Annotated in this window: 20 protein-coding genes and 1 tRNA gene; 11 read left to right on the top strand and 10 right to left on the bottom strand. The window is 70.6% G+C overall.

Annotated elements, in window-relative coordinates; all coding sequences use genetic code 11:
- Positions 1–167 precede the first annotated feature (167 nt).
- The 5 genes from ACWZEH_RS17080 (at position 168) to ACWZEH_RS17060 (ending at position 3,394) form a co-directional block, all read left to right on the top strand.
- Positions 168–506, top strand: coding sequence for a sortase domain-containing protein (locus ACWZEH_RS17080; RefSeq protein ID WP_456192060.1), 339 nt, complete (start codon positions 168–170; stop codon positions 504–506).
- Positions 507–626: 120 nt separating this feature from the next.
- Positions 627–788: a hypothetical protein gene (locus tag ACWZEH_RS17075; RefSeq protein WP_176726179.1), complete on the top strand. Its 162-nt coding sequence runs from the start codon at positions 627–629 to the stop codon at positions 786–788.
- Entirely contained in the window at positions 785–1,423 is a 639-nt protein-coding gene (locus tag ACWZEH_RS17070; protein ID WP_456192059.1) for an aminodeoxychorismate/anthranilate synthase component II, read from the top strand. The genes ACWZEH_RS17075 and ACWZEH_RS17070 overlap by 4 nt, the downstream gene beginning before the upstream one ends.
- Positions 1,420–2,613, top strand: a complete 1,194-nt coding sequence (locus tag ACWZEH_RS17065) for a class E sortase (protein ID WP_456192058.1) — start codon at positions 1,420–1,422, stop codon at positions 2,611–2,613. The genes ACWZEH_RS17070 and ACWZEH_RS17065 overlap by 4 nt, the downstream gene beginning before the upstream one ends.
- Before the next feature lie 13 nt (positions 2,614–2,626).
- Positions 2,627–3,394 carry a class E sortase gene (locus ACWZEH_RS17060; protein WP_456192057.1) on the top strand — a complete coding sequence of 256 codons (768 nt, stop codon included), beginning with the start codon at positions 2,627–2,629 and terminating at the stop codon, positions 3,392–3,394.
- Positions 3,395–3,404: 10 nt separating this feature from the next.
- Here the strand turns inward: ACWZEH_RS17060 and ACWZEH_RS17055 are convergent, their stop codons facing one another.
- The 8 genes from ACWZEH_RS17055 to ACWZEH_RS17020 form a co-directional block, all read right to left on the bottom strand.
- Complete coding sequence (locus ACWZEH_RS17055; RefSeq protein WP_456192056.1) at positions 3,405–4,160, bottom strand: restriction endonuclease; 756 nt, start codon at positions 4,158–4,160, stop codon at positions 3,405–3,407.
- A gap of 104 nt (positions 4,161–4,264) precedes the next feature.
- Positions 4,265–4,534, bottom strand: coding sequence for a hypothetical protein (locus ACWZEH_RS17050; RefSeq protein ID WP_456192055.1), 270 nt, complete (start codon positions 4,532–4,534; stop codon positions 4,265–4,267).
- A 188-nt stretch (positions 4,535–4,722) separates the two neighbouring features.
- Positions 4,723–6,738: a Stk1 family PASTA domain-containing Ser/Thr kinase gene (gene pknB / locus ACWZEH_RS17045; RefSeq protein ID WP_456192054.1), complete on the bottom strand. Its 2,016-nt coding sequence runs from the start codon at positions 6,736–6,738 to the stop codon at positions 4,723–4,725.
- 169 nt (positions 6,739–6,907) lie between these two features.
- Positions 6,908–8,380 carry a peptidoglycan D,D-transpeptidase FtsI family protein gene (locus ACWZEH_RS17040; RefSeq protein WP_456192053.1) on the bottom strand — a complete coding sequence of 491 codons (1,473 nt, stop codon included), beginning with the start codon at positions 8,378–8,380 and terminating at the stop codon, positions 6,908–6,910.
- On the bottom strand, positions 8,377–9,813 hold the full coding sequence (locus tag ACWZEH_RS17035; RefSeq protein WP_456199404.1) for an FtsW/RodA/SpoVE family cell cycle protein: 1,437 nt from the start codon (positions 9,811–9,813) through the stop codon (positions 8,377–8,379). The genes ACWZEH_RS17040 and ACWZEH_RS17035 overlap by 4 nt, the downstream gene beginning before the upstream one ends.
- 27 nt (positions 9,814–9,840) lie before the next feature.
- A complete protein-coding gene (locus ACWZEH_RS17030) occupies positions 9,841–11,388 on the bottom strand; it encodes a Stp1/IreP family PP2C-type Ser/Thr phosphatase (RefSeq protein WP_456199645.1) in 1,548 nt (515 codons plus the stop codon).
- 132 nt (positions 11,389–11,520) lie between these two features.
- Positions 11,521–12,030 (bottom strand): FHA domain-containing protein FhaB/FipA, encoded by a 510-nt coding sequence (locus ACWZEH_RS17025; protein ID WP_042163133.1) that lies wholly within the window; start codon positions 12,028–12,030, stop codon positions 11,521–11,523.
- Between the two features lie 10 nt (positions 12,031–12,040).
- A complete protein-coding gene (locus ACWZEH_RS17020; protein ID WP_456199402.1) occupies positions 12,041–12,916 on the bottom strand; it encodes an FhaA domain-containing protein in 876 nt (291 codons plus the stop codon).
- Between the two features lie 699 nt (positions 12,917–13,615).
- On the opposite strand from ACWZEH_RS17020, the gene ACWZEH_RS17015 reads away from it, so the two are divergent.
- Positions 13,616–13,699 (top strand) — tRNA-Leu (locus ACWZEH_RS17015).
- Between the two features lie 349 nt (positions 13,700–14,048).
- Here ACWZEH_RS17015 and ACWZEH_RS17010 read toward each other — a convergent pair.
- The gene (locus tag ACWZEH_RS17010; RefSeq protein ID WP_456199400.1) at positions 14,049–15,023 is read right to left on the bottom strand and encodes an NAD-dependent epimerase/dehydratase family protein; all 975 of its coding nucleotides are present in this window, start codon (positions 15,021–15,023) and stop codon (positions 14,049–14,051) included.
- The gene (locus ACWZEH_RS17005) at positions 15,020–16,075 is read right to left on the bottom strand and encodes a ScbA/BarX family gamma-butyrolactone biosynthesis protein (protein ID WP_456199398.1); all 1,056 of its coding nucleotides are present in this window, start codon (positions 16,073–16,075) and stop codon (positions 15,020–15,022) included. The genes ACWZEH_RS17010 and ACWZEH_RS17005 overlap by 4 nt, the downstream gene beginning before the upstream one ends.
- Before the next feature lie 227 nt (positions 16,076–16,302).
- On the opposite strand from ACWZEH_RS17005, the gene ACWZEH_RS17000 reads away from it, so the two are divergent.
- The 5 genes from ACWZEH_RS17000 to ACWZEH_RS16980 all read left to right on the top strand — a co-directional run bounded on the left by ACWZEH_RS17000 (position 16,303) and on the right by ACWZEH_RS16980 (position 20,617).
- Positions 16,303–16,974 (top strand): ScbR family autoregulator-binding transcription factor, encoded by a 672-nt coding sequence (locus ACWZEH_RS17000; protein ID WP_456199397.1) that lies wholly within the window; start codon positions 16,303–16,305, stop codon positions 16,972–16,974.
- 261 nt (positions 16,975–17,235) lie between these two features.
- Positions 17,236–18,699, top strand: coding sequence for a DUF2252 domain-containing protein (locus tag ACWZEH_RS16995; protein ID WP_456199396.1), 1,464 nt, complete (start codon positions 17,236–17,238; stop codon positions 18,697–18,699).
- 42 nt (positions 18,700–18,741) lie between these two features.
- Positions 18,742–19,362 carry a hypothetical protein gene (locus ACWZEH_RS16990; RefSeq protein WP_456199394.1) on the top strand — a complete coding sequence of 207 codons (621 nt, stop codon included), beginning with the start codon at positions 18,742–18,744 and terminating at the stop codon, positions 19,360–19,362.
- Positions 19,362–20,213 carry a hypothetical protein gene (locus ACWZEH_RS16985; RefSeq protein ID WP_456199643.1) on the top strand — a complete coding sequence of 284 codons (852 nt, stop codon included), beginning with the start codon at positions 19,362–19,364 and terminating at the stop codon, positions 20,211–20,213. Before ACWZEH_RS16990 ends, ACWZEH_RS16985 begins: the two co-directional genes overlap by 1 nt.
- Positions 20,214–20,287: 74 nt before the next feature.
- Positions 20,288–20,617 (top strand): rhodanese-like domain-containing protein, encoded by a 330-nt coding sequence (locus tag ACWZEH_RS16980; protein WP_456199641.1) that lies wholly within the window; start codon positions 20,288–20,290, stop codon positions 20,615–20,617.
- Positions 20,618–20,674 lie beyond the last annotated feature (57 nt).

The raw sequence follows: 20,674 nt of genomic DNA, 5'->3' as shown, positions 1-20,674 counted from the left end.
CCTGCCGCGCCATTCCCACGTCGGCCGCCACGTCCTCGTCCGTGCCCGCCGCGAGGTCCGGTGGCGGCGCTGTCACTGCGGGCCCTCCGAGGCCGAAGCCGTATGCCGCGGGGAGGCCTTTCGCGATCATGTGCCTCCCGCGCCTTGGTTCCACGTGGAACCAGTCCGTGCTCGAGGGCACGGAGACCGGGACCCTGAGGAAGGGGCCCGGGCACCACGCGAACACCGCGCGGCTGGGCCGGGAGGGCGACTTCGCCGTCGCCGGCCACCGGCGCACCCATGGCGACCCGTTCGAGGGCTTTCCCCGGTTCTGGCGGGGTGACGCGGTGGTGCCGGCCGAGGGGACGACCCGGTTCGCGTACCGGGTCGACCGGGGGCCGTGCAAGACGGTGCCGACGGACATCGAGGTGATCGGCCCTGTGCCACGTACTTCCGGGTACACGCGTCCGGTCCGCTGTCCGAGCCGGCGACGTGCGAACCGGAATGGGGGCGCGGTCACCGGCTGATCGTCCGGGCGCATCCGGACTCCACGCAGCCTGTGGAGGCCGGGAAACCGGAGGCGTTGCGCCGTTAGTCTGGTGACGTACGGCGTGGGTCTGGTGCCGTGGTGCGACGGAAGGGACGGCATGTACAGCTGGATCTGGCGGCATCTGCCGGGGAACGGATGGGTGCGGGCACTCATCTCGCTCGTGCTGATCATCGCTGTGGTCTATGTCCTCTTCCAGTACGTCTTTCCCTGGGCCGAGCCGCTGCTGCCCTTCAACGATGTGACGGTGGACAACCAGTGAGCGCGCGCATTCTCGTGGTCGACAACTACGACAGCTTCGTCTTCAACCTGGTCCAGTACCTGTACCAGCTGGGCGCCGAGTGCGAGGTCCTGCGCAACGACGAGGTGTCGACGGCGCATGCGCAGGACGGTTTCGACGGCGTTCTGCTGTCCCCGGGGCCCGGCACTCCCGAGCAGGCGGGGGTCTGCGTGGACATGGTGCGGCACTGCGCGTCGACCGGGGTGCCCGTTTTCGGTGTCTGCCTCGGCATGCAGTCCATGCAGGTGGCCTACGGCGGTGTCGTGGACCGTGCGCCCGAGTTGCTGCACGGGAAGACCTCGCGGGTCGAGCACGAGGGCCGGGGTGTGTTCGCGGGTCTGCCGTCGCCGTTCACGGCGACGCGCTACCACTCGCTGGCCGCGGAGCCGGACACAGTGCCGAAGGAGCTGGAAGTGACGGCCCGGACGCCGGACGGCATCGTGATGGGTCTGCGCCACCGTGAGCTGCGTGTCGAGGGTGTGCAGTTCCACCCCGAATCGGTGCTCACCGAGCACGGGCACCGGATGCTGGCCAACTGGCTGGTGGAGTGCGGGGACGAGGGAGCGGTGGCGAGATCGGCGGGGCTCGCCCCGGTGGTGGGCAGGTCGCCGGCGTGACCGCGCTGCGCCCCGAGCGCGAGTCCGGTGCCGGGCACGGGGAGTCCTTCACGGACGGTTCCCCGTACGGCGCCGGCGGCGAGCAGGGGACCTCGTACGGGCAGCAGCCGTACGGGGCACCCGGCACGCTCGGGGGCGGCGACTGGTACGAGACCACCCAGCAGGGCGCCTACTCCTACGGCGGCGCGGGCTCGGCCGGTCCAGGAGCGGCCGACAGCGGCGCGGCCGGATCCGAGGACGGCACCGCGTACCTGCCGCCCGTCGACGAGGGCGCGTTCCTGCCGCCCGTCGACGAGGAGACGATGGCGCTGCGGATCCCTGATCCGCCGCCGCAGCGCATGGAGTCCCCGGTGGCTGCCGGGGGCCGGGCGGAGCGCAGGAAGGCCGCCAAGAGGCGTCAGGGGCGTCGTGGCGGTGCGAACAGCCCTTCCGAGGTCCGCGATGTTCCGCAGGGCCGTAGTGGCCCCCAGGTGCCGCTCTCGCGTGTGGAGGCGCGGCGGCGGGCCCGGGAGCGCAAGGCCAGTCCCGCCGTCGTCGCGAGCCGGGGGATCGGCGAGGTGTTCATCACCTGCGGTGTGCTGATGCTGCTGTTCGTCACCTACCAGTTGTGGTGGACGAACGTGCGCGCGCAGGCACAGGCCGGCCAGGAGGCCAGCGATCTCCAGAGCGACTGGGCCAACGGCGAGCGCAAGCCGGGCGCGTTCGAGCCGGGGCAGGGTTTCGCGCTGCTGCACATTCCGCGGCTGGACGTGGTGGTGCCGATCGCCGAGGGCATCGACAGCAAGAAGGTGCTCGACCGGGGCATGGTGGGCCACTACGCGGAGGGCGCCCTGAAGACGGCGATGCCCGACGACAAGGAGGGCAACTTCGGGGTCGCGGGGCACCGCAACACGCACGGGGAGCCGTTCCGGTACATCAACCGGCTCGAGCCGGGCGACCCGATCGTCGTGGAGACGCAGGACACGTACTTCGTCTACAAGATGGCGTCGATCCTGCCGGTGACACCGCCGAGCAACGTGAGCGTCCTCGAACCGGTTCCGAAGGAGTCGGGCTTCACCGGGCCGGGCCGCTACATCACGCTGACCACCTGCACGCCGGAGTTCACCAGCAAGTACCGCATGATCGTCTGGGGCAAGATGGACGAGGAACGGCCGCGCAGCAAGGGCAAGCCGGATGCGCTCGTCAGTTAAGGGCAGAGGAAACGTGGCAGCGACCGCCGACGACACCGAAGAGCACACCAGCATGCCCGCGTCACCGTCGCCTCCGGCCCGCCGCCGTATGGGACCGGGCGCGATGCTGGTCAGCGCCCTCGGGGAGCTCCTCATCACCGCGGGCCTGGTGCTCGGCCTGTTCGTCGTCTACTCGCTGTGGTGGACGAACGTGCTCGCCGACCGGGAGGCGGGCAAGCAGGCGGACAAGGTGCGCGACAACTGGGCCCAGGGGCCCGGCGGCGACGGCACCGGTGACGGTCCCGCCTCCTACGACAGCAAGAACGGCATCGGTTTCCTGCACGCGCCCTCGATGGGCGGCGGCGACATCCTGATCGAGAAGGGCACCACGATGAAGGTGCTCAACGACGGCGTCGCCGGCTACTACACCGACCCCGTGAAGGCGACCCTGCCGACGTCCGGCAAGAAGGGCAACTTCTCGCTGGCCGCGCACCGGGACGGTCACGGGGCCAAGTTCCACGACATCCACAAGATCAAGGACGGCGACCCGATCGTCTTCGAGACGAAGGACACCTGGTACGTCTACAAGACCTACGCGATCCTTCCCGAGACCTCGAAGTACAACGTGGACGTCCTTGCCAAGGTGCCCGAGGAGTCCGGCCGCAAGAAGGCCGGCCACTACATCACCCTGACGACCTGCACGCCGGTGTACACCAGCAAGTACCGCTACGTCGTCTGGGGCGAGCTGGTCCGCACGGAGAAGGTCGACGAGGACCGGACGCCACCGGAGGAACTGCGCTGAGGCGACAGGGCTACTTCACGTGGCTCTGTCGCCTAACATGGCGAAGGCCCGAAGCCGCAACTTTCTCTTGCGGCTTCGGGCCTTCGCGGTCCATCCCCTGTCGCAGCGCCTTGAGACGCATCCCGGTGGTCCAGGCCTCGACTTCCTCCCGATTGACCGTGACGACTCCGGTCAGGCCGGCGATCGCCTGCGATTCGTGGCTGAAGTCGCAGGTGGCGACGAAGAGCGCGAGGTCCACGCGCTTGATGGCCCGCGCCGCGCCGGCGAACTTCCGCAGGTCGGCACCGGGTACCGTCCAGCGGCCGGACCGGTTCTTGCACCGGACGGCCACGGTCCGCCCGTCCGCGGTGCGGCCGGTGATGTCGATGCCCCTGTCGCTGCGGGCCTGCCGTACGACGACGTCGGTGCGGCCGTCGCGCCGCAGCAGGTCGGCGACATGCTGTTCGAACGCCTGCCAGGTCATCGCCCTGAGCGTCGACCTGACGTTCTCCGCGGGGGCCGTTCCTTCCAGGGTGGCGAGGCGCTTGTGGTGCCGGCACAGCCTGCGTTCGACGTTCTCGATGTCCTCGCGGAGTTCGAGGAGCTCGCGGCGGTGTTCGCCGGACGCGGCGATCAGGGTGTTGAACATCGGCACGACCGTCCTGCCGAGGATGTGGGTGATGCGCTGGTCGATGCGGTCATCGAGGCTGACGGGTTCTGCCGGGGCCGGGTTGTCCACAGGCTGTGTGCGGGCCAGGTACTCCATGTCCAGGAGGTAGGCACGCACCTGACGTGCTACTTCGCTGTCACGGAGCAGCATGGCGACGTTGAGGACGGCACGGCGGGACCAGATGGCGAGGGCCGAGCGCGGCTGCGGATGGCCATAGGAACTCAGGTTGAGTTCCTTGAAGTTCCGCAGTTCCGCAGTTCCGAGCCACGCAGGACTCGCATTCCGTTGGACTGGAGTTCATGGCGGTGGCGGCTGAGCAGGTTGTTGACGACTGTCTCGGCCACCTCGAAGTACGCCGCCACCATCGCCGTCGTCACATGCATCCCGTCCGGCAGCAGTGACAGGGCCTTGACCTTCTCGAGTACGTCCGTGCGGTCCAGCACGCTGCTGCGCAGCGTCTGTGACTCCAGCAGTACCGATTCCTTGATCACCTTCTGCTCCCTCGGTTCCCGTGGTCGGAGCAGAACTCGGATGCCCCACCCCACCCGGTCAACGAGCGGTGGCACGCGAAGGCACGAGCGAAGTGGGGACGCGTGTTCAGGCCGGGCTCATGAAGGAGCCCCGACCCCCTCCGAAGAGGGCGCCGGGGCTCTGTCGTGTCCGGGGTGCCGGAGGTGGGTCAGTCGTCCTCGTTGCCGCCGGTGAGGCCGCCGAAGAGGCCGCCGCCGCCGTTGTTGCCGTTGTTGCCGCCGTTGTTGCCGCCCTGGTCCAGGGTGAGGAGGCTGACCGCCGTGCCCTTGTCGACCTGGTTGCCCTGGCCCGGGTCGGCGCCGACGACGCGGGAGTCGGGGTCCTGTGAGCCCTTGATCTCGCCGACCGCCAGCCCGGCGTCCTGGAGCAGCTTCTGTGCGTCCTTCAGGGTCTGGCCGTTGACGTTCGGGACGGCGACCTTCTCGTTCGCCTTGGCCTTGCCGACGACGATCTGCACCTGGGAGTTCTTGTCGACCTGCTGGTTGGCGCCCGGCGTGGTCGAGATGACCTTGCCGACCTGGTTCTGGTCGTCGACCTCCTGCTCGGTGCAGGCGCCCACCAGGTCGTTGTCGGTCATCTGGGCCTTGGCGTCGTCGCACGTCCTGCCGAGGACGTCCGGGACCGTCGACCTGGCCACCGCCTTGGCGACGGTGAGGGTGACGGTGGTGCCCTTCTCGACCTCCTCGCCGAGAGCCGGGTCCTGTTCGAGGACGGTGCCCGCTGTCTCCGTGGACTCCTTCTCCTCCGTCTTGACGACGAAGGCGTACTTGTCGCCCTCCAGCTCCGCCGTGGCGTCGTCGACGGTGTCGCCGACGACGCTCGGCACCGCCACCTTGGGCGCCCCGGTGGACACCACGAGGTTGACGGTGGACTCCTTCTTGACGTCGGTGCCCGGGTCGATGTCCTGGCTGCAGATGTTGCCCTTGGTCTGGTTCTCGCAGGGCTTCGAGGTGAACGCCAGGACCAGGTCCGTGTTGGTGGCCTGTTTCTCCGCGGCTTCCTTGGTCGTGCCGACGAAGTTCGGGACCGCGACGTTGTCGTTGCCCACGCCTCCGTTGCCGGAGAAGGCCCAGCGGCCGATGAGGATGGCGCCGATCAGGACCAGGACGCCCGCCGCGACCAGCAGGATCGTCGAGGTGTTGTTCTTCTTCTGCTGGCGGCGCCGGCCGGGGCGGTCGTCGTAGCCGTAGCCGCCGTCGTCCGGGTTCATGGGGGGCAGCATCGACGTCGCGGCGCCGGAGTCCGAGTGCAGGGCCGTCGTCGCCTGGTCGGCGGGGTAGCCGCCGTAGCCGGCCGCGCCCATCGTGGCGGCGGCGGCGACGGGCTGGCCGTCGAGGTAGGCCTCGATGTCGGCGCGCATCTCGTCGGCCGACTGGTAGCGGTAGTCGGGGTCCTTGACGAGCGCCTTCAGCGTGATCGCGTCTATCTCGGGCGTGACCTCGGGGTCGAAGACGCTCGGCGCCTGCGGTTCCTCCCGGACGTGCTGGTAGGCGACCGCGACCGGGGAGTCGCCGACGAACGGCGGGCGGACGGTCAGGAGTTCGTACAGCAGACAGCCGGTGGAGTACAGGTCGGAGCGGGCGTCGACCTGTTCGCCCTTGGCCTGCTCCGGTGAGAGGTACTGCGCGGTGCCGATGACGGCCGAGGTCTGTGTCATCGTCATGCCGGAGTCGCCCATGGCGCGGGCGATGCCGAAGTCCATGACCTTGACCTGGCCGTTGCGCGTCAGCATGACGTTCGCGGGCTTGATGTCGCGGTGGACGATGCCGGCCCGGTGCGAGTACTCCAGGGCCTGGAGGATGCCGATGGTCATCTCCAGCGTCCGCTCCGGCAGCAGCTTGCGGCCGCTGTGCAGGAGTTCACGGAGCGTGGAGCCGTCGACGTACTCCATGACGATGTACGGGATGGAGACCCCGTCGATGTAGTCCTCGCCCGTGTCGTAGACCGCGACGATCGCGGGATGGTTGAGCGAGGCGGCCGACTGGGCCTCCCGGCGGAACCGGGCCTGGAAGGACGGGTCGCGCGCGAGGTCGGCGCGGAGCGTCTTCACTGCAACGGTGCGGCCGAGGCGGGTGTCATGGGCGAGGTAGACCTCTGCCATGCCTCCGCGGCCGAGCACCTGGCCCAGTTCGTACCGGCCGCCTAGGCGACGCGGCTCTTCCATAGCTACCTACCAGCCCTCTCCGTCGGTCCCGGCCGGCACGTTCGTGCGGCCGGAGGCTGCCGTCCGGGCCTACCGTACCCGGCTAGCTTTGTGTGACCTGGCCAAGTACCGCAGCCGATACAGGACCGGTACCGCTACGTGCACCTATGGGCAGCGGACGTGATCGGGGTCACTGCTTGCCCTTGACGACCGCCTCCATCACGCTCTTCGCGATCGGGGCCGCGAGGCCACCACCGGAGATGTCGCCCCGTACGGCGTCGTCGTCCTCGATGATCACGGCGACGGCCACCGGCGAGCTGCCGTCCTCGCCCTTGGCGTAGGAGATGAACCACGCGTAGGGGTTCTCGCTGTTGTCCACACCGTGCTGGGCGGTGCCCGTCTTGCCGCCGACGGTGACGCCGTCGATCTGGGCGTTGGAGCCGGTGCCCTCGGAGACGACGGTCTCCATCATCGACTGGAGGATCTGGGCGTTCTCCGCCGACATCGGCTTGCTCAGCTCCTCCGGGTCCGTCTTCTCGATGGTGTCGAGGCTCGGGGCCTGGAGCTCGTCGACCATGTAGGGCTGCATCAGGGTGCCGTTGTTGGCGATGGCGGCGGTGACCATGGCCATCTGCAGCGGGGTGGCGGCGGTGTTGAACTGGCCGATGGAGGAGAGCGCGGTCTGCGACTCGTTCATGTCGTCGGAGAAGATCGAGGAGCTGGAGCGGACCGGGGTGAACTGCTCCTCGGTGAAGCCGAACTTCTTGGCGTACTCGAGCATCGTGTCGTTGCCGAGGTCGGCGCCGATCTTGCCGAAGACGGTGTTGCAGGAGACGCGGAGTGCTTCGCGGAGGGTGGCGTCCTCGCAGGGGAGGTCGCCGTCGTTCTTGAGCTCGGTCGTGGTGCCCGGCATGACCCACGGCAGGGGCGTGTCGGTCTTGTCGTCCGCGTTCTCGTACAGGCCCTCCTCCAGGGCGGCGGCCGCGGTGAGGACCTTGAAGGTGGAGCCGGGCGGGTAGACCTCGCGCAGGGCCCGGTTCAGCATCGGGTCGTCGTCGTTGTCCTTCTTCTGCAGCTTCTGCCACGCCTCGGCGTCCTCGGCGCCGTCGCCGGCGATCGTGGACGGGTCGTAGGAGGGGAAGGAGGCGAGGGAGAGGATCTTGCCGGTGGAGGGCTCGATGGCGACGACGGCGCCCTTGCCGCCCTGCTTCTTCAGACCCTCGTAGGCGGCCTTCTGCGCGTCGGCGTTGAGGGTGGTGACGACGTTGCCGCCCTCCTTGTTCTTGCCCGTCAGCATGTCGAGCGTGTTGCGGAAGAACAGGCGGTCGTCGTTGCCGGTGAGGATGCCGTCCTCGATGGACTCCAACTGGTTGGCGCCGAAGGCCTGGGAGACGAAGCCGGTGACCGGCGCCCACATGGCGCCGTCCTTGTAGGTGCGCTTGTACTTGAAGTCGCCCTTGGTGGTGGCGTGTCCGGTGATCGGTTCGCCGCCGACGATGATGTCGCCGCGCGGTGACGCGTACCGCTCGATGGCGACCCGGCGGTTGTGCTCGTCGGTCCTCAGCTCGTCGGCCTTGACGTACTGGAGCCAGTTGTCGCGGATGAGGAGCGTGAGGATGAGGAGGCCGCAGAAGATCGCGATTCGGCGCAGGGGCTTGTTCACGGGCGGACCACCTGGGTCATCTCGGCGTCGGGGTTGGTGGCGGGGGCGGGGGCGGGGCGTCTGGCGGTGTCGCTGATTCTCAGCAGGATGCCGATCAGCGCCCAGTTGGCGATGACGGACGAACCGCCGTACGCCAGGAACGGCATCGTCATACCGGTCAGCGGGATCAGGCCCATGACGCCGCCGGCGACGACGAAGACCTGGAGTGCGAAGGCGCCGGACAGGCCGATGGCGAGCAGTTTGCCGAAGGGGTCGCGGGCGGCGAGGGCGGTGCGCACGCCGCGTTCCACGATCAGTGCGTAGAGCAGGAGCAGGGCCATGATGCCGGCCAGGCCGAGCTCCTCGCCGAAGGTGGCGAGGATGAAGTCGGAGTTGGCGGCGAACCGGATGAGGTCGGAGTGGCCCTGGCCCCAGCCGGTGCCGAGGGTGCCGCCGGAGCCGAAGGCCCACAGCGCCTGCATGGCCTGTTCGGAGTGGCCGACGACGCCTTCCCGGCTGAGGGTGTACTCCTTCATCGGGTCGAGCCAGGCGTCGACGCGCTGCTGGATGTGGGGTTCGAAGCTGGCCACGCCGACGGCGCCGACGGCGGACATCAGCAGGCCGAAGACGATCCAGCTGGTGCGTTCGGTGGCGACGTACAGCATGATCACGAACATGCCGAAGAACAGCAGCGAGGTGCCGAGGTCGGTCTCGAAGACGAGGATGAGGATCGACATCGCCCAGACGACGAGGATCGGGCCGAGGTCGCGTCCGCGCGGCAGGTACAGCCCCATGAAGCGGCGGCTGGCCAGGGCGAGTGCGTCGCGCTTCACCATCAGGTAGCCGGCGAAGAAGATCGCCAGGACGATCTTGGCGAACTCGCCGGGCTGGATGGAGAAGCTGCCGACCTTGATCCAGATCTTGGCGCCGTAGATGTTCTGGCCGAGGCCGGGCACCAGCGGCAGCAGCAGGAGGACCAGCGCACCGAGCATCGAGATGTAGGTGTAGCGCTGCAGGACGCGGTGGTCCTTGAGGAAGACCAGCACGGCGACGAACAGGCCGATGCCCATGGCGGTGTAGAGCAGCTGCCGGGGTGCGGCGGTGCCCGCCTGCTTGATTCCCTGCAGGAGTTCGGACTGGTCGAGCCGCCAGATGGCGACGAGTCCGAGCCCGTTGAGCAGGGTGGCCAGCGGCAGCATCAGCGGGTCCGCGTACGGTGCGAACTTCCGTACGACGAGGTGGCCGATGCCGGCCATCAGGCCGAGGCCCAGGCCGTAGCTCAGCAGGCCGGCCGGGATCTCGTCGTTGAGGGCCAGCCCGACGTTGGCGTAGGCGAAGACCGGGATGACGACGGCGAAGACGAGCAGCGCGAGCTCGGTGTTGCGCCGGCTCGGCGCCCCGATCGCACCGATCGTGGACGTGTGCTGCGCCGATGGATTGGTAGTACTGCTCATCGTGTGACAGGGCCTCTCACGGCTTGCCTACTGCTTACCGCACAGCGAGACGACCTTCTGCTCCTCCTCCGAGAGGCTGGGGCCGGGGCTGGGAGTAGGTGCGGACGGGGGCGTGGACTGCTGCGGTGCCTCGGTCGAGCCCGAGGGGGTCGGCGTCGGCGTGGCCTTGGACGTGAAGGAGGCGGGTGTGGTTCCCGTGGTGCCTCCGGCCTCGCCCTCGCCGGTCTTCGCGCTGTTCTTGCTGTCGGCGGCGCGGCGTTCGGCTTCCTTCCTGCAGGCGGAGGCCTGTACCGCGAGTTCGTCGATCTTCGTCCGGGCGCCGTGCAGGTCGCCCTCGGCGATGGTCGCCTCGACCAGTTCCCGCTGGTAGGGCGGCAGGTACTTGAGTTCGATCTCGGGGTGGTCCTTCTCGACCTTCGAGAGCGAGACCCAGGCCAGGTCCTGGCTGATGCCCTGGTAGAGCGCGACGTGTTCGCCGTTGGTGCCGACGTAGTACTGGGTCTGTGTCCAGCGCCAGCCGCTGTACACGCCGCCGCCGAGGACGGCGAGGGTGAGCAGGCCGAAGAAGGAGCGTTTGAGCCACCGGCGGCTCTTGCGGGGCTTGACGAAGGTTTCCTCGTCGTAGCCGAAGCCGTCGGTCTGGATGAAGCCGGTGACGTCGCCGCCGCTGCCGGGCGGGCCGAACTCGCCCTCGCCGTCCCCGCCGCCCTGGCCGCGTCTGCGGCCGAGTCCGGCGGCGCGGCCGGCCGGGGTCTGCATGGCGCTGCTGTCGCTGGACTGGTTCTGGTTCTCGGCGACGGCGCCGACCACGACCGGGGCGTCGGACAGCCGGCCGGCCAGGGTGTCGCCGGTGTCGAGGTCGAGGACGTCGGCGATGATCACGGTGATGTTGTCCGGGCCGCCGCCGCGCAGTGCCAGTTCGATCAGGTTCTGGACGGTGTCCTCGGGGCCCTGGTAGCCGGCGAGGGCCTCTTCCATGGTCTGGTGGGAGACCACGCCGGACAGGCCGTCGGAGCAGATCAGGTACCGGTCGCCCGCCCGGACCTCACGGATCGACAGGTCGGGTTCGACGTGGTCGCCGCTGCCGAGGGCCCGCATGAGCAGGGCCCGCTGCGGGTGGGTGGTCGCCTCCTCCTCGGTGATCCGGCCCTCGTCCACCAGCCGCTGCACCCAGGTGTGGTCCTGGGTGATCTGGGTGAGGACGCCGTCGCGCAGCAGGTAGGCCCTGGAGTCGCCGACGTGGACCATGCCGAGGCGCTGGCCGGTCCACAGCAGCGCGGTCAGGGTGGTGCCCATGCCCTCGAGCTGGGGGTCCTCCTCGACCATCATGCGCAGCTGGTCGTTGGCGCGCTGTACGGCCGAGCCGAGGGAGGTGAGCAGGTCGGAGCCGGGTACGTCGTCGTCGAGCGAGACGATGGTGGAGATGGCCTCGGAGGAGGCGACCTCGCCGGCCGCGGCGCCGCCCATGCCGTCGGCGATGGCGAGCAGGCGGGGGCCGGCGTAACCGGAGTCCTCGTTGCCCTCGCGGATCATCCCCTTGTGCGATCCGGCGGCGAAGCGCAGGGACAGACTCATGCGCACCTCGCCCGTCGGCTCCGGGTACAGCCGGTCGTGTCGAGCCACACTGCCCACCCTCCGGTCGGGAGCGCGCCGGGGCCCGGGGTGGGGGCCCCCACTGCGTGCTCGCTCCGCTCGCTCATTGTCGTACTACTTCCGCAGCTCGATGACGGTCTTGCCGATGCGGATCGGGGAACCCGGTCCGATCGGTGTGGGGGTCGTCAGCCTGGACCGGTCCAGATAGGTGCCGTTCGTGGAACCCAGGTCCTCGACGATCCACTGGCCGTCGCGGTCCGGGTAGATCCGGGCATGGCGGCTGGAGGCGTAGTCGTCGTCCAGCACGATCGTGCTGTCGTGTGCCCGGCCCAGCGTGATGGTCTGGCCCTGGAGCGCGACGGTGGTGCCCGTGAGGGTGCCCTCGGTCACGACCAGCTTGGTGGGGGCGTTGCGGCCGCGGCGGCCGCCCCCGGACTGCTGGCGCTGCGGCGGTGGTGCCTGCCGGGCGCTCTGTTGCGGCCGGGCGGCCTCCCGGCGTGCTCCGCGCTGGGTGACCCGCGTGCCGAACAGGTCACTACGGATGACCTGCACGGCCACGATCACGAACAGCCACAGAACGGCCAGAAAACCCAGCCGCATGACCGTGAGGGTCAGCTCTGACATTGCCCCCGCTTCACCCTTCGGCTTGCCGGTAAATGATGGTGGTGCTGCCCACGACGATTCGCGAGCCGTCGCGGAGCGTAGCGCGGGTGGTGTGCTGTCCGTCCACCACGATGCCGTTGGTGGATCCGAGATCCTGGATCGTCGAGGGCGTTCCGGTCCGGATCTCGCAGTGTCTGCGGGAGACGCCGGGGTCGTCGATCCGCACGTCGGCCTCGGTGCTGCGGCCCAGTACGAGCGTCGCGTTGGAGATCTGGTGGCGGTTGCCGTTGACCTCGATCCAGTGCCGGGTGCGTCCGGCGGACGCGGGTGCGGCGGGGGGCCGCTGTCCGCCCGCGGGCTGCGGGTAGCCGTAACCGCCGGGCCGGCCGCCGGGCGGCGGCGCGGCCGGCATGGGCGGGGCGCCGGCCGCGGGGCCGGCGGGCGGGTAGCCGTAGCCGCCGGGGCCGCCGGCGGGCGGGCCGCCCGTGCCGGGTCCGCCGGGGCCGGAGCCCGTGGGGCCCGCCTGGCTGGTGGAGGAGGCGAGCGTACGGCTGCGCACCCGGTACAGACCGGTGTCGAGGTCGTCAGCCTTCTCCAGGTGCACCTTGATGGGGCCCATGAAGGTGTAGCGCTGCTGCTTGGCGTAGTCGCGCACCATGCTGGCGAGTTCGTCCCCGAGCTGTCCGGAGTACGGGCTGAGCCGCTCGAAGTCGGGGGTGCTCAGTTCGACGATGAAGTCGTTGGGGACGACGGTGCGGTCGCGGTTCCAGATGGTCGCGTTGTTGTCGCACTCCCGCTGGAGAGCTCCCGCGATCTCCACGGGCTGCACCTCGGACTTGAACACCTTGGCAAAGGTGCCGTTGACCAGGCCTTCGAGTCGCTGCTCGAACTTCTTCAGGACTCCCATGGGGCACCTCCTCCGTCGTTGCCGTCCTGTGTACTGCCCTGTCTTCCACTGCTACTTCTACTGCGTCTACTGCCCGGTGCGCTGCCGCGTGCACCGCATAACTGGTACTGCTTACTGATCGTATCCACGCCCTGGTCGATCGGCTGGTTCCCCCTGCCCGCCCGGCCGACGGGTGTCGACGCCTGGCGGGTTCCTCCGGGCTCCCTTTGAACTCCTTCGGCCGTGCTTGTGCGAGCCCCCGCCATGGATCGTAGAGGGGGCCGCGGACCAGTGTCCCGCACCCGGCTGTGGACTCCGCCCGGCACCTGGGGGGACGGGGGGTACCGGTACGAGGTTTATACGTGAAGCGGTTCTCATCGGTTCCCGATCGGTTCTTGACCGGTGGATGAACTCTCCCCGCACGCATCTTCGGGGTGGGTGGGAGCGGTACGGGGCGACAGGGGGCGGGGCGGTGGGGTGGCGCCGTTGATCACGCGTGACTGGTCGGGGGTGGTCAGGGGACGCTTCGGGGGCGGCCGGTGCGCGGCTCGAGGGCTGCTCACGGGCCGCTGGTGGGCTGCTCGTGGGCAGCGGTGCTGCTCGGCGAGGGTGGGGCCGGGGCGGGGGAAAGGGATGTGAGTCCACCCCGACCAGCGTGCTAATGTTCAGGAGTCGGAAGGCGCCGGACCCCACGGGGAAGGGCCCGATGACACACCCAATGCGCGGGTGGCGGAATAGGCAGACGCGCTGGATTCAGGTTCCAGTGCCCGCAAGGGCGTGGGGGTTCAACTCCCCCCTCGCGCACACCGTCGAACGGGCGGCATCCCTCTCGGATGCCGCCCGTTTCGCATGCCCGGACCGGGTGTGGCGGGATGGGGGCGGGGGTGGGGACGAACCCGGACCGTGTGAGGAACATCTCATGATCCTTTCGGCTGCGGGGTGACCGCATGTGCGGGCGTCGGTGCGTTCCGCGGTCGGGCCGAGAGGGTGCGGGGCGGCTGGGGTTCGAGGGTGCGACCGAGCGGCCCCGCGGTCCGCGGGGCGGTGTCGAATGTCTGTCGCGAAAATCAAACCGATAGGTCGGTTTTGCCTCGAGGGTTCGGGCTCAGGGGCAGGTGGGAGCGGTGGGAGTGGTGGGCGCGGTGGCGGTCGGTCAGGGGGCGGTGACGAACGACCGGTACCAGGGGGCTGCGCGCGGGAAGGCGCGGAGGAAGGGCTCACCCGGGGAGCAGTCCAGGGCGTCCCAGAAGGAGTCGTCCTTGAACCAGTGGTCGACGGTGAGCATGCCGAGGTGATGCAGGGCGCGCGGGGAGCCGGCGGCCCGTGCGTAGGCGCTCGTGACGTCGACCGCGGCTTTCCCGGCAGGCTGTTCCACGTGCGCGCAGATCGCCGTGAGCAGTTCCGACGTGGAGACCGGGTCCGGGTGGTTGACGTAGTGGACGCCGGGCCCGTGAGACGGGGAGAGCGCCGCGGCGACGGCCGCGCGGCCCAGGGTGTCGACGTCGATCATCGAGTGCAGAGCCCCGCAGCCCGACACGGTGGCCGACAGCTCCCGCAGGAGTCCCACCAGGCCGGGGACCATCCAGCGGTCGCCGGTGCCGTGCACCAGGTGGGGCCGCAGCACCAGGCCGCCCGCGTCGAGGACGTGCCGCTCGGCCGCGGCGCGCGTGCGGCTGGTGGTGGAGGCGGGGGCGACGGGGGCCTCGCCGGGCCGTACGCCCCGGAAGGGGCCCCTGCCGTGGACGGCGGCGGTACTCACGTACACGATGCGGCGCACCCCACTGCGTACCGCCTCCTCCACCAGGGCCCTCGTGCCCCGGTCGTTGACCGCCGCGACGGATTCGGGGTCGCCGGTGATGCGCGAGGCGCAGTGGACGAGGACGTCGACGCCGGCGCAACCGCCTTGCAGGGAGGCGGGGTCGGCGAGGTCGCCGGGGACGGTTCTGGCGGGCGGTGGCGCGTCCGGGGTGGTGTGCGCCGCTTGCGGAGCCTCGGACGTCCGCGCGTTCCCGGCGGATGTGCGGCGGGAGAGCAACCGGACGCGAGTGTCCGCGCGTTGGCGCGCTGCGGCGGTGATCCGGCTGCCGATGAAGCCGGTGCCGCCCGTGATCAGGAGGTTCACCGTCATGTCAGCGACCGTACCGGGGCCGGGGGCAGCCCTGGGGGCGGCCCCGGGCTCCGGCGGTGGAGGGCGCGGGTGAGGGTGACGGTGAAGACGGGTTCGCCGTGCTGCAGGCCGCGGACCCGCACGGTCGCGTCGTTCCCGTCGCCCTTGTCGTGGACCTCGGTTTCGAGGAGGCAGGGGCTGTCCAGTTCGGTGTAACGGCTGAAGGAGGAGGCCAGGTCGGACGGCAGGAAGACGCGGCCGCCGGTTGCCGCTGTCGCCGCCTGGCGGGCCGCCTCGAACAGAACCATGCCGGGGACGTGGTCGTTGGGCCGGGCGAAGAGCACGGGGTGACCGGTGTCGACGCGCAGGAGCCAGGTGCCGGGGCGGTCCGAGCGGGCGAGGACGACGTCCTCCGCGCGGTGGCGGCCGACCAGTGCGTGAGGGACCGGGGGTAAGGGAGGTATCGCGTTGTACACGCCGGCCGGCCGCCCGGCTCGCAGGCGGCGGTACGCGGCCGGCGAGGTGCAGCCCATGCTGCCGGTGCCCCGGGCGACGAGCCGTCCCGCGCGGTGGAACTCCATGACCGTCCGCATGCTGCTCAGGCCGCGGCCCCGGCGGCGTACCTCGGAGCAGACGACGTCGACGGCGACCGGTTCCGCGGCGTTCGCGAGCAGCAGTTCGGAGGGGGCGGTGGAGATGCCCAGGTCCCACATGACGAAGTGGGTGTCGAGGGGGGCGCCGAACTCGGCGTGGGCGATGGCCATCGTCGTCTGGCGCAGTGTCTCGGCGACGACCATCGGGTCCTGGTGGAGGTCGTCCACAGGGCCGAAGAAGGGGTGGTCGGCGGGCCAGTGCGCGGTGACGCGGAAGTCGCGTTCGGACAGGCGGACCCATTCCGTCGGGAAGACGTCCGCCGCGCGGGCGCGGTGGGCGAGTTCCGCGGTGACCCGGGTGGCGGTGGCGGTGGCGGTGGCGGCACTGTTACCGGCGGCCTGCCCGGCGGTGGTTGCGGGCGCGTTCCGCTGTCCGGTCCGATCCTCCGTGGGCGTGTTTGTGGCACCTGACTGCGGCATGAGGAACCCTCCGGATAGAAGGCCTGTCTCCGGTCGACTTCGCACTAAGATACGGGCGAGCCGGTTTTTTTCAAGGGTGATCCACATAGTTGGGGACGAACCCACAGCCCGCCCACGCGTTCGAACGCATCGCGGTACGGCGATAGGGCGACCGCGTTGCTCCCGCCAGGCTGCTTCACGGCGATCCACGAACTCAACAGAGATCCACAGAGATCAGGAGGCATCCGATGGCGCGACAGGAGCGCGCGATCCGCACCCGGCGGACCATTCTGGACGCGGCGGCGGCCGTCTTCGACGAACGCGGTTACACCTCGGCGACCATCGGCGAGATCCTGGACCGGGCCGGGGTGACCAAGGGCGCGCTGTACTTCCACTTCGGCTCCAAGGAGGAGCTGGCGCTCGGCATCTTCGAGGAGCAGCTGGCGGTCGCTCTGCCGCCCCAGTCCAGCAAGCTCCAGGAGCTCGTCGACTCCGGTCTGGTGCTGGCCCTGCGGCTGCGTACGGATCCGCTGGTGCGCGCCAGTGTCGGGCTGGCCCTGGACCAGGGGGCGTTGGGACTGGACCGGACTCCGGCGTTCCGGATGTGGATCGACCAGACCGCCCGGACCCTGGCCGAGGCGAAGGCGGGGGGTGAGCTGCTGCCGCACGTCGAGGTGACGGAGACGGCGGAACTGCTGGTCGCGAGCTTCTCGGGAGTGCAGCTCCTCTCACAGCTGCGCTGTCAGCGGCAGGATCTGGAGCACCGGGTCGTGGTGCTGTTCCAGCACATACTGCCGGGCGTCGCGGTGCCGGCGGTGCTGGCCCGGCTGGACATCTCGGCGGACCGCGGCCGGCGGGTCCTCGCGGAGGGGCGACTGGAACCGGCCACGGGGAGTGTGGCCGAGGCGGGAGCGGGATAGCGGGCGGGGGCAGACAGGAGCCGTGTCCCAGGTGGTGGCAGGGGGCGCGGGCGGGTGACGGTGTTGTCCACAGCCCCGGAGTTGTCCACAGGATCTGACGTGTTTCGGCCACCGGGTTGTACGGTCGACACGGTTGATGTCATCGCCTGCGCCGGTGTCCGCGTCGGTTTCGAGGCGGGCCGACGGCCGGATCGTCGTTCACGTGCGACCGGCCGCCGTGGGTACGGGCGTACGCGTGGGCGTACGGGGGAGGCGGTTGTGGTGACCGAGGTGGATGCCGGCGGGGCCGGGACGGGCAGGGCGGCGGAGCGGGCGGAACCGGAGCCCGCTGCCGGTGAGGCGCGGCGGCTGCCGCGTGTACCGGGTTTCGCGGCGTGGCCGCCCGAGGGCTCGGCGAAGGAGAACGGCAAGGCCCTGCGCCGACTGGTGCCGCGCGGTGCGCATTCCGCTCTCGACCTGGATCCCTCGCGCCCGGACGCGGTCAGCGCGGTGGAGGAGTCCAACCGGGGCCGGCTGCCCGAGCTGACGCCGATGCGGGTGGGCCGGATGGCGGCGACACCGTTCGCCTTCCTGCGCGGATCGGCGGGCCTGATGGGCCACGACCTGGCCCGCACCCCCGTGACGCGGATCCGCGCGCAGCTCTGCGGCGACGCGCACGCGGCGAACTTCGGCCTGTACGGCGACGCGCGCGGCGGGCTGGTCATCGACCTGAACGACTTCGACGAGACGGTGTGGGGCCCCTGGGAGTGGGACCTCAAACGGCTCGCCACCTCGCTGGTGCTCGCGGGACGGGAGGTCGGCGCGGACGAGGGCACCTGCCGCAAGGCCGCCCGTGACACGGTGGGCGCCTACCGCCGCACGATGCGGCTGCTGGCGAGGATGCCGGTGCTGGACGCGTGGAACGCCATCGCCGACGAGGAACTGGTCTCCCACGCCGACGCGCACGATCTGCTCGGCACGCTGGAGCGGGTCTACACGAAGGCCCGCGCCAACACCAGCGGCCGTTTCGCGGCCAAGTCCACCGAGGCGGTGGAGGACGGCGGGCGTCGCTTCGTCGACGCCCCGCCGGTGCTGCGCCGTGTGCCCGACGCCGAGGCCCTCGCGGTGGCCACCTCCCTGGAACAGTACGTCGGCACCCTCCAGCCCGACCGGCTTCCGCTGCTGGCCCGGCACGCGGTGCAGGACGTGGCGTTCCGCGTCGTCGGCACGGGCAGCGTGGGCACCCGCTCGTACGTCGTGCTGCTCCTCGACCACCGGGGCGAGCCCCTCGTCCTGCAGGTGAAGGAGGCCCGCGCCTCGGCGCTGGTGCCACACCTGCTGACAGCCGGCTTCGACGTCCCCGACGCCGACCACGAGGGCCGGCGCGTGGTCCTGGGCCAGAAGCGGATGCAGGTGGTCAGCGACAACCTGCTGGGCTGGACGACCGTCGACGGGCGGCCCTTCCAGGTACGGCAGTTCCGCAACCGCAAGGGCAGCGTCGACCCGACGGCCCTGTCCGCCGACCAGGTCGACGACTACGCCCGGATGACCGGCGCCCTCCTGGCCCGCGCCCACTCCCACAGCGCCGACCCCCGCCTGATCTCGGGTTACTGCGGCAAGAACGACGAACTCGACGAGGCGATGGGCGACTTCGCCTTCCGCTACGCCGACCGCACGGAGGCGGACCACGCGGACCTGGTGGCAGCGGTCCGGTCGGGCCGGATCGCGGCCGAGACGGGGGTCTGAGCACCGCTTCACCGTCTCCGGCGGCTTCCCGGTGGCTTCCCGGTGGCTGATCCTCCGTGGGACGACGTCTCGTGCTTCTCCGACCCGGATCCGATGGGGACGCTGCCGGACCTGTGTGTTCCTGAATTCTCGGCGCAGGACTGGCGGGCGGTTCTCGATCTCGTCGTCGCGCGTGGCCGGGAGGGCGGGCACTCCGAATGCGGGACGGTGCTGCCGATCCCGCGGGCGGAGGCCGCGCCGTCCCGTCCGGCCGACGCGGAGCACCCGGTCCTGCGGGTGCGGCCGGCTGTCGAGGTGTCGGCGATCCTCCGTTTCCGGTCGGTGGATGCGATCGGCTTCGACGTGGAGCTGCGGGAGCTCCGGGGGCAGGAGCGACTCGATGTGTTCCGCGGGTTCCTGCGGGCGCTCGGGCGGCGGCTGGGCGAGCCGGTGGGCATGGGCACGGAGGCCGAGGGCGGTGACGGCGGCCGTCCGGTGCCGGGGTACGACGTCGGGCCGATCGGGGCAGGGTGCGGGTGGAGCCGGTGGGGCCATGCCCCTGGTCGGACCGGGGCGGAGAGGGCGGTCGGCTGCCGGGAGGCAGGGTGGGGCAGGGGGCAGGAGGGAGGAGGCAGGGTGACGGGATCCGGGGTGTGGCGGTCGTGGCCTACGCTGTCCGGGTGATGACCTCGGAGGGTGAGCAGGGCAGCGGCGGCGCCGGCGCGGAGCAGGTGGCGGCCGACGGTGGTGCGCAGCGTCCCGAGGCGCGGCTGGAGCAGGCCGTGCGGGCCGCGGAGCGGGCGCTGATCGAGTTCGAGATCGCGGTGGACACCTTCCGCATCGAGGTCGAGAACTTCTCCCGGCTGCACGAACAGCGGCTCGGCCCCGTGTACGCCCGTCTCGAGGAGCTGGACACCCGCATCCTGGAGGCCAAGGCCGCTCGCAGCGGTGACCCCGAGGACCGTCGGCTGGCCGACGACGCGCGCTCCCGGCTGCAGCCGATTTCCGGTGTGGAGGAACTGCTGGGCGGCTGGATGGACGGCAGCGGTCTCTTCCCCGAGGCCGCGGCCATGCTCACCGGCCAGCCCGTCCGGCCCCCGGAGCGGGTGCGGCCCAGCGAGGAGGCGCGCAGGCTCTACCGCGACCTCGCCCGCAAGGCCCACCCGGACCTGGCGCAGGAAGAGGCGGAACGCCAGCGCCGCGAGGAGTTCATCACCCGCGTCAACGCCGCCTACGCCCGCGGGAGCGAGGCCGAGCTGCGGGAGCTCACCGCGGAATGGGCGGCGGGCCCGAAGCTGAAGGAGCAGGCTCCGAGCGCCGGCGAAGAGCTCTACGCCCGGCTCGAATGGCTCGCCCGGCGCAAGGAACTGCTCACCCTGGTCGCGAAGGAGCTCGAGGAGGGCGCCATCGGCTCGATGCTCCGGCTGGCCCCCGACGACCCGGACCGCCTCCTGGAGGAGATCGCCGAGCAGCTGCGGGTCCAGGTGGCCGAGCGTGAGGCGGAACTGGCGGCTCTGGAGGCCCTCGGGGGCTGAGCCGCCGGTCCGGTGGGTGTGAGCCCCGGCCCGGGGCTTCCGGTAGCGTCGGGGGCATGAGTTTTGCGACTGGGGTGCCCACGGTCGGGGTCCGTGACCTCGAGGACGGCGACTTCCTGCTGGATGTCCGCGAGAGCGACGAGTGGGCGTCCGGTCATGCCGAAGGGGCGCTGCACATCCCGATCAGCGAATTCGTCGCCCGTTACGGCGAGCTGGCCGAGGCGGCCCCGCAGGACGGCCGGGTGCATGTGATCTGCCGTTCCGGTGGGCGTTCGGCCCAGGTCACGATGTATCTGGTCCAGCAGGGCATCGACGCCGTGAACGTGGACGGCGGCATGCAGGTGTGGGCGTCCGAGGGACGCCCCGTCGTCACCGATGACGGACAGCCCGGACACGTCCTGTAGAACCGGGAGGGGCAGGCGGCCGTCGCGGGCCGCGCATCAGGCCCCGGGACGGCGGCG

The organism is Streptomyces yamdrokensis (assembly GCF_053890455.1).
Note: the sequence above shows the minus strand (reverse complement) of the source record. Positions and strands in the feature narration are given on the sequence as shown.